Raw genomic sequence first — 13,246 nt, 5'->3', positions numbered from 1 at the left:
TTCCAAGTATGTATCTACATTTAAAGTTGTAACAGATGAAAAAATTCAATAAAAAAACGGGTTAACCTATATCAGGATAACCCGTTATAATTACATTACGAACAACTATTGTTATTTTTAAAGATAAGCCCTCCATCTACTTCTGTTCCCTCAAAATCCAATGTAATATTCTCAGTAGCATCCACTACTCTTTTATCGACACTTACATTTATTCCGTTGATGATTTCAACTTTATCATCTTCTTGCTTTTCTGATAAAGTTACTCCAAAATTTGGACCACAACACCCTAATCCCTCAAAAGTGAAACGCAGATTTGTTTCACCATTGTCCTTCATCATTTTTTCAATATATGGCTTTGCTCTTTCGGTTATAACCATTAATAAATCGCCTCTTTATCTACTGTTAATTCTTTTATCGCTTCATATCCAACAGGGTTTTTAATTTTCCAAGGGATAATCACATAATTGTTTTTTGAGTGTTTCTCTACTTCCTTTATCCACTCTATTTCTGATACTGACCGCCCATGTAAGATGGGATCAATTGTATGAGTAGCATATAAGCTTTGATTAATTACCCACCATTTAGGGGTTATATTTGCTCGATTTAAATCATCTTGCAAACGGCTCGCTTCATGTACTGGTGTTGCTTCAGCCAATGTCACAATAACAACTGTTGTTTCTCTTGGGTTCCTTAATCGAGGCAGTAGTTGTTGAACCGATAAAGGTACTTCCCCTGTAGATCTTTCCATTTCTTTATGATAAGCCTGAGTAGAATCTAATAATAAGAGTGTATGCCCTGTCGGTGCTGTATCAATTACAATAATTTCGTCATTTGCCTTTTCTACGATACTAGCGAATGCACGAAACACTGCAATTTCCTCTGTACAAGGTGAACGAAGATCTTCTTCTAAATAAGCGATTCCTTCTTTATCTAATTCATGTTTTGATGCTTCGATAACCTCTTGTTGATACTTTTCTACTTCCACTTTAGGATCAATCCGACTAACGGTGATATTTCCAGTTTGATGATTCAGCACTTCATCGATATGGGCAGCTGGATCTGTTGTCGTTAAATGAACTTTCTCTCCTCTTTCAGACAATCCTATGGCGATGGCTGCTGCCACAGTAGTTTTTCCCACGCCTCCTTTCCCCATTGTAAAAATAATTCGCTGTTTACTCTCTTGGACATCATCTATTAATTTTTGTAAATGAGGTGTCTCTATATCGATAAACGATTCTTTTTCATTATCATTCGAGAACGTTTCATCAAAAAGACGTCGCATATTTTCAATTCCTGCGATATTAAATGGTGCCAACTGAATTTCATAAGTTGGAATGTTTTTTAATTCGTCTGGCATTGATGTAAGAGCTTGTTGTTGACGTTGATAAAACGCAGTAGATGTTTCGTCTTCTTTGACATAATTTTTCATTACACCATTAACAAGTAATGTTTGATTATTAATACCAATTTCACCAAGTTCTTTTGAGGCTTTTGTTACCTCTAATAATGGAGAAACCTCAGGACGTGTAACTAACATTAACGTTGTCTGTTTAGGATCTGAAAGCGATTGAACAGCCGCACTGTACATTTCTTTTTTTTCTTCTAGACCTGCTAAAGGCCCTAAGCAAGACGCTCCATGAGTATTTTCATCTAAAAAGCCACTCCAAGCAGTTGGCAATTGCAATAGTCGAAGCGTATGTCCAGTCGGTGCGGTATCAAAAATAACATGATCGTAAGTTTGACTAATCCCTTCGTCTGTTAATAGAGAAGAAAACTCATCAAAAGCAGATATTTCTACCGTACAAGCACCTGAAAGTTGTTCCTCCATTTGATTAATAACAGCTTCAGGAAGCTTATCACGATATGGTCCGACCACATTATCTTTATATTCCTTTGCAGATATTTCTGGATCAATGTTAGCAACATAAAGATTTTGCATATTAGGAGTAGGCGTTGGTTTATTCGTTAATTCTACATCAAACACATCTTGTAAATTTGATGCTGGATCTGTGCTAACAAGCAATACCTTCTTTCCTTCTTCTGCCAAAGATACAGCAGTAGCACAGGCTGTAGAAGTTTTTCCTACTCCTCCTTTACCAGTAAAAAATAAAAATGGTGTTAACTCTAATTTATTCGGATGGAAAAGTGTATTCATTATTTATTCCCTCTTTCTTTTTTATAATTGAATTCGGGGCTTTGCAGCAAGTGTTTCTTTAGTTAATCCTGTTAACTCCTGTAATTCTTCATTTGTTAAGAACTCTTTTACTTTTTTAATTTCCCCATCTACAACTGTGACTGGAAGAACATCTGGACCTTTTTCATTTAATAGTTGACTAATAACAGTAGATTCAGCAAAAGCATGTGGTTCATTTGCTAAATTATATCTCGTGATATCATATCCTTTGGCTTTTAAGTTTTCCGTTACAGCGGCCATACGTATTAACTCGGGATCTACACTTGGTCCACAGACACCAGTGGAACAACACATCGCAGGATCAAAAATCTCAATTTTTTTCATTGTAATAAGCACTCCCTTTATTTTTTAAAAAACTCACATAAACAGTTGCTTATATAAGTGTTTGATTATATACTATTCCTGTAGATTGTTTTTGTCAATTAATTTTGATGGCATTAATCAATTTGTCACATTTATTGATATTAACATTTAGTTATGTAAAAGGTGGTGAATTTCATGTTAACTTATTCGAATGCGGAGAAAATTTTAAAAGCAATTGGCGAAGAAACAAGATTAAAAATCATTTCCTATTTGACGATTGATTCTTTTTGTGTTTGTGAATTGGTTGAGCTTCTTCAAATGAGTCAGCCATCCATCAGTCAGCATTTAAGGAGATTAAGACAGGTGGAAGTCATTTTGGAAGAAAGAAGAGGAAAATGGATTTTCTATTCTTTAAATAAAGAGCATGAATTATATACATTAGTTCTTCATTTGACTAGCATGCTACCTTCAAAGAAAGAAAATATTCAATCATTCGTGGTTGAAGGAAGAAGAGTCCTTTGTGATTAATCGATGATGAAATAGAGAGGAGCTTTATTTTGCTTTTTTGGGCTATTTTTATTTTTTTAGTAACACTCATTTTAGTTATTTGGCAACCTAAAGGGTTGTCGATTGGATGGTCTGCAATTGGTGGAGCTATTCTCGCCTTAATAGTAGGAGTAGTTGGATTTAGTGATGTAATTGCAGTAACAGAAATTGTTTGGAACGCAACACTCGCATTTGTTGCTATCATTCTTATTTCCTTAATACTCGATGAAATAGGATTATTTGAATGGGCTGCACTTCATATGGCTAGAATAGCAAAAGGCAATGGAATAAAAATGTTTGTCTATATAAGTATTTTAGGTGCAATCGTAGCTGCCTTATTTGCAAATGATGGTGCGGCATTAATACTTACACCAATTGTACTCGCAATGGTCCGTAATTTAAATTTCAATGAAAAAATGATCTTTCCATTTATTATGGCTAGTGGATTTATTGCAGACACAACATCCTTACCATTTGTTGTAAGTAACTTAGTTAATATCGTTTCAGCCGATTTCTTCGGTATCGGTTTTGTGGAGTATGCATCTAGAATGGTTATTCCAAATTTCTTTTCTCTGGGTGCAACGATCACTGTATTATTAATTTACTTTCGAAAAAGTATTCCAAGATCGTATGATGTATCTAAATTAAGTGAACCTAAAGATGCCATAAGGGATCACAAAATGTTTCGTGTATCATGGTATGTTCTTGGATTATTGGTTGTTGGTTACTTTGTAAGTGAGTTCATTAATCTTCCTGTTTCTATTGTTGCAGGTGTTATAGCGATATTCTTTATCCTTATGGCAAGAAATAGTAAAGCAGTGGATACAAAAACAGTTATTAAAGGTGCACCATGGGCTATCGTATTTTTCTCAATCGGAATGTATGTGGTGGTATATGGACTCGGAAATGCAGGACTTACAGATGCATTGGCTACCGTTATTCAAGCGACAGCAGAACAAGGCTTATTCATCGCTACAATATCAATGGGTTTTATCGCTGCTTTCTTATCATCCATTATGAACAATATGCCAACGGTTATGATTGATGCCTTGGCTATTGCCGAAACTGATACATCCGGTGTAATGCGGGAAGCACTTATTTATGCTAATGTGGTTGGATCTGATTTAGGACCAAAAATAACACCAATCGGTTCACTCGCCACTTTAGTATGGCTCCATGTCTTATCTCAAAAGGGAATAAAAATTTCATGGGGAACTTATTTTAAGACGGGAATCGTTATAACAATACCAATCCTACTTATTACATTATTAGGTCTTTATTTAACACTTACTATATTTTAAAAGGAGAATGATTATGTCGAAAAAAATACTTTACTTTTTATGCACTGGCAATTCTTGTAGAAGTCAAATGGCAGAAGGATTTGGGAAGAAGCACTTAAGCAATGAGTACGATGTATATTCAGCAGGGATTGAAGCGCATGGACTAAACCCTAATGCTGTAAAAGCAATGAAGGAAGTGGATGTGGATATTTCAACACAAACATCTGATCTCATTGATCGAGATGTTTTAAACAATGCAGACCTTGTAATTACGTTATGTGGGGATGCTCAAGATAGTTGTCCAACGACACCACCACATGTTACAAGATGGCATTGGGGATTCGATGACCCTGCGAAAGCAGAAGGCACAGAAGAAGAAAAGTGGGGTGTTTTTCAGAGGGTAAGAGATAAAATTGAGGAACGTATTAAAGAGTTTGCTGAAAATAATAAGTAAAAATCCGAGGGATAAAATGCCCTCGGATTTTTTGTTATTAAACATTGCATGCTTATCTATATATTTTCGTACCAAAATGATGGCAATGTTATTTTTGTTTGATGAGATGAAGTAATATCCTCTGATAAGTATGATACAACTGAACGTGCTTGTTCGTAACCAGTTGTTAAAAAAAACGTTGAAGCTCTTCCAAAACTTTTAGCTCCTATTATATAAAAGCCTTCTTCTGGCTGTCGAAGTCTTTCTTCTCCATGCGGAGGTACAATTCCTTTTTTTGGATTAATAATATCAACTAATTTCGGTGCACACTCTATTGCTGGATCCCTGTCAAAACGAATTTCCCTTAAAAATTTGAAATTAGGTCGAGATCCTGTAGTGGATATAATTTCATCTACATTTGTAATGATTTGCTCTTCTTTACCTAACTTTCCAAGTACGTTTACTTTGTTGTTTTTTTGTCGAACTTCATTTATATAAAAAGGTGTATGAACCTCTATATATCCTTTACTTACTAGCTGTTCTATTTTTTCTTCTAATTTGTATCTACCTAATATTTTATCTTTCGGAGTACTAAATGTTTCAGAAACTTCTTTTTTTCGCAACACCCATACAATCGTTGTATTTGGATTTTTTCTTTTTAGTTTACTTAAGTTTATCAATGTATTTACAGCAGAATGACCACTTCCTACAACCATCGTTTTTTTCCCAATGTAACGTTCTTCATGTTTATTTAAAACGTCAGGAATCCCATAAAATATATGTTTTGAGGATTCTTTTTCACCTCGTGCATAAATTCCACCTGCTCCTATCGGGTTTTGTTGTTGCCATGTACCAGATGCATCTATTACTGCTTTTGCAAGAAAGGATTCTCTTTTTCCGGAAGATTTCACATGAAGAATAAATGGTGTCTTATTTCTATTTGTTGACTTCCTTTTGTCTTTATTATTTCTCCCAATAGCAATAACTTCGCTTTTTAAATGAATGTGTGGTTTTAAATCAGGATGCTCTGAAAGTGGCTTTATATACTCATAAAAAATATCGCTAGCATATGGTAACCTTTTAGGAACAGGCTCGTTCCATCCATTTTCGATTAAAAGTTTTTTTGAGGCAGGATCTATGTTATATTCCCAAGGGGAAAACAAGCGAACATGACCGTAATCTAAAAAGCTTGTTCCTACCTGTTCACCAGACTCAAATAATATAAATGGTTGATTTCTACTTACTAAATGGGATGCTGCAGATAAACCGACTGGTCCACCACCTATAATAGCAACTGGCAGATTATTAATGTTATCGTTATTATAGATCATATGATTCCCTCCTAGTTGTGAAGTGAAGTATACGTTACTAAATTTATTTACATATAGATTAGTAAAAACATATATACCGTCTAAAATATTAGACGGTATATTAGAGTTGCTCTTCAATAGAATGGAATTAGTTTTTATTCTGCTTTAGACGAGCAACTTAAAGATTCGTTTTTGGTCGTTTTGTCTTTATTTTGTTCCTTTTCATTGTTTTCTTCAACCTCCTCAAATTCAACAGAACAACAATCTTTATTTGAAGAGAATATTTTTTTAAATATTGATTTTTTCTTCATAGATCACACCTCCTTAAAAAATGAAGTAAAGAATATAACCTGTAACAGTAGCACCAAGAAGAATTGCAATAATAAACGCCATCAGTAAGCGTGGTTTAAAGAGTTTATTTAACAATAGAACTTCAGGAAGACTTGCTCCTGCACCTCCAATGATAAGTGCAATGACAGCCCCCATACTCATTCCTTTACTTACCAATGCTTCTGATATTGGAATCATCGTTTCAACCCGAATATACATTGGTATTCCTACTATAGCGGCAATAGGAATTGCAAATGGATGTTCATCTCCGGCAATGGATGTAATAAATTCCGCTGGGATAAAATCATGAATGATTGCTCCGATGAGTACCCCTATAACCAAATAAGGTAATACTGGATAGAAAAAATTCCAAGCATCTTTTAATGCAATGATCCACTTCGATTCTTTCTGTCCTACTCCATTTTGTGAACTACGTATTCTTACATTTCTTAGATGCTTTTCTAATTTTAAAGCATTAAAAGTTACACCAGCCAGTACTGCGAATATAAACATTGCAATAACGTAGAAGGCGGTTAACTTAAAGCCCAACAGTTTCCACAAAAGAATAACAATAACAGGATTTAATAATGGTGAAGATATTAGAAAAGAGATAGATGGTCCAAAAGGGGCGCCAGAGCTTAATAAACCAGCCAATATAGGTATTGTCGAACAAGAACAAAAAGGAGTAAGTGCACCCAATAATGTTCCTGAAATATACCCTGTTGCTTTATTACCTTTTTGTAAAATTCCTTTTATTTTTTCTTCTGTAACAACTTGCTGTAATAAACTAACAATAAAACTAATTATGATAAATAGAGCTGTTAATTCCAAAAAAAGCAGAATAAAGTTTTTTAAGAACTCAATCATTTGATATAATTCCCTTCTTTCACATCAAAAAAATTGATGTATTAAATAAAAATTATTTATCAATAGGATATAATTTAAAATAAAGATCTTCTGATAAAATCTCTTTTATTTCTTTTGGATTCGCAGAATAGTAATTCCACTTCCCTTCTTTTTCGACTGAAATAAAATCTGCATCTAATAATATTTTAAGGTGGTAAGATAATCTTGATTGACTTAACTCTAATAGCTCGCTAAGATCACAGACACATGTTTCTCCATTTTTTGATAGTATATTTAAAATATATAGTCTATATTCATCAGAAAGAGCTTTAAATTTTTCTTGATAATTAAGTAGGTTATTCGCACATATATCGATTTGTGTTTTCATGCTGTTTTCCTCCCATCGAATTATTTTGATGTGTCTTGGTTTTATATTACGCTTTTAAAAAAGATGTGTCAATGAAAATGAGTATGATTAGATATGTTCGAAAATTTTCATGACAAGGGATTGAATTAATTCTAAAGCACATCATTTTGCCAAGAATGTTTATTTCAATCCCAAATTGAGGACTTTTTAAAGTCGTTTGATCTTAGCGTTGAATACAAAGAAATAACAATTAATTTTTCAAATACATATATTTGGGATGATTCTGCTGTGAGTGTATTAGATAAAGTCGTAAGCAAATATCGTGAAAAAGACAATGAGAAAAGAAATGTATTAAAAATATTATTGACTGTAGACGAATCAGGGAACTCTTTGTGATTAATTGATGAAGCAATAAAGATTGCATCTCTAATTCCAGAATATAAAAATTCTGTAATTTATGTTACTGATTTTGAAAAGGCTAAAAATGAAATTCTTCATTTACAAGGAAAAGCAGAGTTGGAATATTCTCGACGTAAAAAACTTGCTCCTGTTGATAAAAAACAAAAGAAAAAATATAGTTTATGGGGTAAAAATATTACGTTGCTATCCTAGTCCTACAATTATTGAACATGCGAATAATGAAAATATAGGTATGGTTGTAATAGGCAGCTGGGATCTCAATACGTTACAAAAACAGGAATTAGGCTTTTTATGTTCCATCTTTGCATCATAAAATGAAAGGAAATACCCGAACACTCCAATAATAATAAGATATATTACTCTCAAAATAGTTATTTTTTCTGGTTTTTATTTTGAAAGCATCTCAATTTTGGGTGACGGATGACTTTTTGGTAATAATTAAACTGAGAATACTTTAACTTCAAAGTTGAGATGAAAATAGACAAAAAAGCTCACTACAACAATCACAAATTTTTATAGAAGTCGTTATACTTACTTGCTAGAGCTTCTTTTAAGTCTTTGTTTTCTTTTTCTAACTGTTCAATTTTAAATTTTAAAGACTCAATTATGATATCTTTGGATTTATCCGATGTATTTGGTTTATGATTGACTACACTTTTTAATTTGGATTGCTCGTTTCTAAGCATATCTATTTTTTTTCGAATCCCATCATTTTTATATAGGAAGGACTTGGAGATTTTACTTTCTTTCGACACCGTATTGTAATTGATTACTTTTTTCTCTCTAATCATATTTTTAATAGTATCGAACACTTTTTTTTCTGTATCATAAGATTTTTGCTTAGCTAAAGCAATAATTTTAGATGTATTTGGTTTTTTATTGGCCACTCTTTACTCTTTCCTCTCCCACGTATTCACGTCTTTCTTTAGGTATACCACTTACATTTTCATGTTCAGTAATTTCATTTAAAACCTTTCTATAGCTTTCAATTTTTTTATTAGCAAACTCTAACGATCGGACATGTCCATTTTTCTCGTAAATTTGTATATCGTTTTCTAAAGCAGTTATTTGGGATTTGTAGTAATCACCAAAAGAACTATCTACATGAAAACTTCTACAATTATTTGCAATACATGGGGGTTCTATGACCTTTTCCGCATAATCACATTTCATTTTTGTACTCTTAATACACATTCCATGATCCATTCTTATCGAATCATAATTATGTCTAACCCATTCTAGTTCTAAATCATTTTCCAAAGCCTGTTCATCAATATTAGACTTGACTAGAGCGCCTTCTATATCAAATCTGACTCCACCTTTACTTTTCGCTTTAAAATAAGCATCCTTTAAGGTTTGGTCATGTATCTTTGCATAAGCTAATGTCATTTCAGGTGAAGCATGAGCCATTAATCTTTGCACGTGTACGATACTCATACCATTGTTAATTAGTGTTACACCATACCTATGCCTAAAAGCATGATTTTTAAATCTATAGATTTCACCATTGACATCCCTTATATTCACTTTTTTAGCAAAGTTATTTAAAACAGTAGAAAGAGTTGCCGTAGTTTGTGGTTTACCTTTTCGTGGACCTCGGTAAGAAACAAAAAGATAGTTATCTGGATTATTTTCAGAAGTTGATTTTTGCTTACAGATTTCTTGTTGAGCTATAACAACTTTAGCTAATTCTACCGAGATCGGAACTTTATGATCTTTATAGTTTACTTTCCTTTGATCACCAACTAACCAATAATCACCTTTATTATCTTTTTCTAAACAATTAATCTTTAATCCTAATACGTCAGTCCCTCTAAACCCTGTACCTTCCATAATTAAGATAATGGGTATATACCTATCACCAATTAAATGAATATTTTCAACGACTTGGTCCCATATATAGTCTGGAATATACTTGGGATTGTCGTAGCTCTGACTTTTAGTTCGACGGGGATTATCATTTGGTAGAAATAAAGCTTCGATATGCTCAATTGGTGCATCTTTCCAGTTGAAAATTTTCAAGTCTGTCAGGAATTTTCTTACTATTGTTAGATTGCTACTTACATAAACATTGGTAGCCGTTATTTTCTCACGAGTTTTCTTGTTTAATATTTTTTTGTTCTTTATATATTGTAAATAACTTACTAAATGTTTACGGTCAATATCTTTTAATTGTAACTTTGGATAGTTATTATTTAAGAAATTCACAAATAAGGTAATTTCGCGAACGTATCGGATTCCAATTGAAAAACTTAAGTTTTTCAATTCTACAATTCGAGTATATAGATATTTTTTCACTAACTCTTTGTGTACTTGATTTACTTTTGTAAATTTTATTTTTTTTGTACCTGTATTAGTATAGTTCAATTCTATAGGTAATTTCTTTCCATCCCAGATATCTTTTTCATACTCAGGTGTCTGATCAAAGACGTCATATATATAATCATAAAATATACTCATTAATGAAACTACTGCTGTCACATGCATACTGTTTGTTTTCTTGTTAATTCTTTTAACTTTTATACCAGCATCAATTAAGTAGTTTGTATATTTTAACATTAATTCTTCTTTAGGAATGTCCAACACCGTTTTTATATAGGGATATCTTGTATCCATAAATCTAAGCATTCGTCTTAAGTGATGTCCTTTTCCTTCGAATATAGTAATAACAGAATATAAACTATCTTTCAGGTTTTTTCCGAAATAATATTTAATCTCATTCTTTATATAATTATTTTTACATATAGTAAAGTCAAGTGTATTTCTGTACTTATTCACTGGTCTGCTGGATTCTTTTGCTACCTTCAAGTTATCGCTATTCCAAACATCCGGTTTAAAACATAAATTATGATCAAAAAAATCTTCAATAATATTTTGTATTCTGACAGTTTCAGGATTCATCTTATATAACTCCTCTCTCTATGTAACATTACCTTGTTGTATTCATCTCTTATAGATTTTTCTGAAGGATGGATATACATGTTCATGGTTGTTTGAACGTCCTTATGACCCAATAATGCTTTAATTATTGATATTTCAACTCCTTTTTCGTGAAGTTCAGTAGCCAAGGTATGCCGAAACATATGAGGAGTAACTTTGAATTTTAGTTTTGTGGATAAATCTCTAAAAAATGCATCTATAGTTTCATAATCACAAACTTGACCTTTGGAGGATCCACTTAATTTTAAAAATAAATAATCACTATCAAAGTTGTTTTTTTCATGTACTTCATATATATAATCTTGCAATAAATTGATTGTGTCTGCGGATAGAAAAACTAATCTGTTTTCGCCTGAGGATGTTTTAGATTTAGTTATCACTACTTTTTTATCAGAGAGGTCGATATCCTCAAGTTTAATGTTTAATGCCTCCGAAATTCTTATACCAGATTCATAAAGGACACTTACTAATAGCATATTTCTTATATTTAATTTGGATTGGAATATTTGGTTTAATTGCTCTTCAGATAATTTTTTATATGGTCTTTTTGTTTCTTTCAGTTTTATAGCATTTAACTTATATTTAACACTGGTCTTTGTATGTTCAAGAAAGGATTTATAGGAATGCTTCTTGTTTGAATTAGAATAAAAGTCCAACTGGCTTTCGAGTATATCTGAATGGAATCTTTCTAAGTAATTGTAAAAACCAAAAATTGCCATAACGTTATAATTTACAGTCTTAGGTTGCCTCATTGTTTTGTTAATAGTAGATTTTCCTTGCAGCCATCCTATATACTTCAATAAATTTTCCATTGAGATATTCTTAAAATCTATTTGAAATAATTCTATGAAATCCCAATATAATTTTAATCTATAAGCATAAGACTTAATTGTGTTATTTGCCATATTTATAGTCTTTAAGAACTTCAGATATTTATTAGGATAAAGAAAAGGTTTACCATTATTGGAAGTTAAAAGATAAATATCATCAGAGTCCTCATTTTTAAATTTAATCACTTTTGCCATACTACACCCCTTATCTCTAAATACCTTAAAGACTTTAAAATTCTCATATAGATATTTAGTGTTTTAAGTTAAAAAAATAAGCATCTATATTCTTGAGATACTTTAACTACATACGTATATTATACTCTAGATAATTCGATCACCTTGGAATTGTCTACATATCGTTTGCGGGCTTCTGGATAAGCCATTTCCATATTCACATTCAAACACTTTTGATAGTTTGTAAGATTATCTTTAATATAGTTAAATTCACTGTCCGTAACATAATGGCTATCTGTTCTTGGATAAGACAAAACCTTCTTTTCGTACAAACCCTGTGCAACTTTTAATACTTCTGATGGGCTGTATTTCCATTTCTTATTCGCTGTGCTCTGCAACGATGACAACGAATGTAACTTTGGTGATTTCTCCTTTTTCAATTCCTTTGTTAATGCTTGGACAAGCCCATCATTTACTCTAGACACAATACCTTTTTCTTGTAATATATTTTGGGCTTCTTCTTTTGTCTCAAAACGTTGTTTATGTTTCACATCAAAGGATTCATTATTGATTGTCGCTTCTCCTTGAAACGTGAAGTAAGGGCGAGAAACAAATTCTTCTATTTCCTGTTGACGTTTGTATAGTAAATAAAGAGTTGCAGTTTGAACTCTTCCAACACTAAATACTCCTTTCATCCCTCGTTTTTGCAGGAGCAATGTATATAATCTGGATGCGTTCATACCAACTAACCAATCACTAAACTGTCTCGTTTGAGCTTCTTTATATAAAGACAGATAATTTTTTCCTTCTCTCAATTTTTGAAAACCTTTTTGAATCTCATCCACTTCCAATGAGTTAATCCATAATCGTTTAGTCGATTTATCCGCTGCGCCAGCAAGAGAAATGATACTTCGTGCAATGTTTTCTCCCTCTCGATCACAATCCGTTGCAACAATAATTTCACATGCATCATTTAAAAGTTTTTTCGCAATGTTAAACTGCTTTTTCTTATCTTTACTTACCTGAAATTGAAAATGCTCTGGAAACATAGGGAGCTGTTCTAACCTCCATTGTTTCCATGCTGCGTTATATTGTTCCGGGGAAACTAATTCTACTAAATGGCCATATCCCCAGGTAATAAATGCCCTATCATCAAAGAAACGATGATCAGTTACTTCGATGTATCCTTCTTTTTTGTTAGTATGTTGAAAAGAGTCTGCATACGCTTTTGCTTGACTTGGTTTTTCTGCAAGTATTAATACATGTCCCATTT

General features: G+C 32.4%; 14 protein-coding genes. 3 read left to right on the top strand and 11 right to left on the bottom strand.

The window, feature by feature from the left end:
• Positions 1 to 95: 95 nt before the first annotated feature.
• The 3 genes from KQI49_RS09245 to arsD are packed head-to-tail and all read right to left on the bottom strand — an operon-like array spanning position 96 to position 2,518.
• Positions 96 to 377 carry an iron-sulfur cluster assembly accessory protein gene (locus KQI49_RS09245; RefSeq protein ID WP_216488235.1) on the bottom strand — a complete coding sequence of 94 codons (282 nt, stop codon included), beginning with the start codon at positions 375 to 377 and terminating at the stop codon, positions 96 to 98.
• Complete coding sequence (arsA, locus tag KQI49_RS09240; RefSeq protein ID WP_216488233.1) at positions 377 to 2,155, bottom strand: arsenical pump-driving ATPase; 1,779 nt, start codon at positions 2,153 to 2,155, stop codon at positions 377 to 379. The genes KQI49_RS09245 and arsA overlap by 1 nt, the downstream gene beginning before the upstream one ends.
• Before the next feature lie 21 nt (positions 2,156 to 2,176).
• Complete coding sequence (arsD, locus tag KQI49_RS09235) at positions 2,177 to 2,518, bottom strand: arsenite efflux transporter metallochaperone ArsD (RefSeq protein WP_216488232.1); 342 nt, start codon at positions 2,516 to 2,518, stop codon at positions 2,177 to 2,179.
• Between the two features lie 174 nt (positions 2,519 to 2,692).
• On the opposite strand from arsD, the gene KQI49_RS09230 reads away from it, so the two are divergent.
• Genes KQI49_RS09230 through arsC form a run of 3 tightly spaced genes read left to right on the top strand, consistent with a single transcriptional unit; the run spans position 2,693 to position 4,777 of the window.
• A complete protein-coding gene (locus KQI49_RS09230; RefSeq protein WP_216488222.1) occupies positions 2,693 to 3,025 on the top strand; it encodes an ArsR/SmtB family transcription factor in 333 nt (110 codons plus the stop codon).
• A gap of 29 nt (positions 3,026 to 3,054) precedes the next feature.
• Positions 3,055 to 4,344: an arsenic transporter gene (locus KQI49_RS09225; RefSeq protein WP_253286749.1), complete on the top strand. Its 1,290-nt coding sequence runs from the start codon at positions 3,055 to 3,057 to the stop codon at positions 4,342 to 4,344.
• A gap of 13 nt (positions 4,345 to 4,357) precedes the next feature.
• A complete protein-coding gene (gene arsC, locus KQI49_RS09220; protein ID WP_216488220.1) occupies positions 4,358 to 4,777 on the top strand; it encodes an arsenate reductase (thioredoxin) in 420 nt (139 codons plus the stop codon).
• Between the two features lie 56 nt (positions 4,778 to 4,833).
• On the opposite strand, the gene KQI49_RS09215 is transcribed toward arsC, so the two are convergent.
• The 8 genes from KQI49_RS09215 to KQI49_RS09180 form a co-directional block, all read right to left on the bottom strand.
• The gene (locus KQI49_RS09215) at positions 4,834 to 6,087 is read right to left on the bottom strand and encodes an NAD(P)-binding domain-containing protein (RefSeq protein ID WP_216488218.1); all 1,254 of its coding nucleotides are present in this window, start codon (positions 6,085 to 6,087) and stop codon (positions 4,834 to 4,836) included.
• Between the two features lie 134 nt (positions 6,088 to 6,221).
• Positions 6,222 to 6,377, bottom strand: a complete 156-nt coding sequence (locus KQI49_RS09210) for a hypothetical protein (RefSeq protein ID WP_216488216.1) — start codon at positions 6,375 to 6,377, stop codon at positions 6,222 to 6,224.
• A 13-nt stretch (positions 6,378 to 6,390) separates the two neighbouring features.
• Positions 6,391 to 7,263: a permease gene (locus KQI49_RS09205; RefSeq protein WP_216488214.1), complete on the bottom strand. Its 873-nt coding sequence runs from the start codon at positions 7,261 to 7,263 to the stop codon at positions 6,391 to 6,393.
• Positions 7,264 to 7,315: 52 nt separating this feature from the next.
• Positions 7,316 to 7,630, bottom strand: coding sequence for an ArsR/SmtB family transcription factor (locus KQI49_RS09200; RefSeq protein ID WP_216488212.1), 315 nt, complete (start codon positions 7,628 to 7,630; stop codon positions 7,316 to 7,318).
• A gap of 902 nt (positions 7,631 to 8,532) precedes the next feature.
• A complete protein-coding gene (locus KQI49_RS09195; protein WP_216488204.1) occupies positions 8,533 to 8,916 on the bottom strand; it encodes a DUF6262 family protein in 384 nt (127 codons plus the stop codon).
• A complete protein-coding gene (locus KQI49_RS09190) occupies positions 8,906 to 10,930 on the bottom strand; it encodes a tyrosine-type recombinase/integrase (protein ID WP_216488202.1) in 2,025 nt (674 codons plus the stop codon). The genes KQI49_RS09195 and KQI49_RS09190 overlap by 11 nt, the downstream gene beginning before the upstream one ends.
• The gene (locus tag KQI49_RS09185; protein ID WP_216488200.1) at positions 10,927 to 11,994 is read right to left on the bottom strand and encodes a tyrosine-type recombinase/integrase; all 1,068 of its coding nucleotides are present in this window, start codon (positions 11,992 to 11,994) and stop codon (positions 10,927 to 10,929) included. Before KQI49_RS09185 ends, KQI49_RS09190 begins: the two co-directional genes overlap by 4 nt.
• Before the next feature lie 119 nt (positions 11,995 to 12,113).
• Positions 12,114 to 13,244, bottom strand: a complete 1,131-nt coding sequence (locus tag KQI49_RS09180) for a DNA topoisomerase (protein ID WP_216488198.1) — start codon at positions 13,242 to 13,244, stop codon at positions 12,114 to 12,116.
• Positions 13,245 to 13,246: the final 2 nt, after the last annotated feature.

The organism is Virgibacillus sp. MSJ-26 (genome assembly GCF_018918075.1).
In the GTDB taxonomy this organism is placed as follows: domain Bacteria; phylum Bacillota; class Bacilli; order Bacillales; family Amphibacillaceae; genus MSJ-26.
The sequence above is the reverse complement of the archived record's forward strand: the minus strand, read 5'-3'. Positions and strand labels throughout refer to the sequence as shown.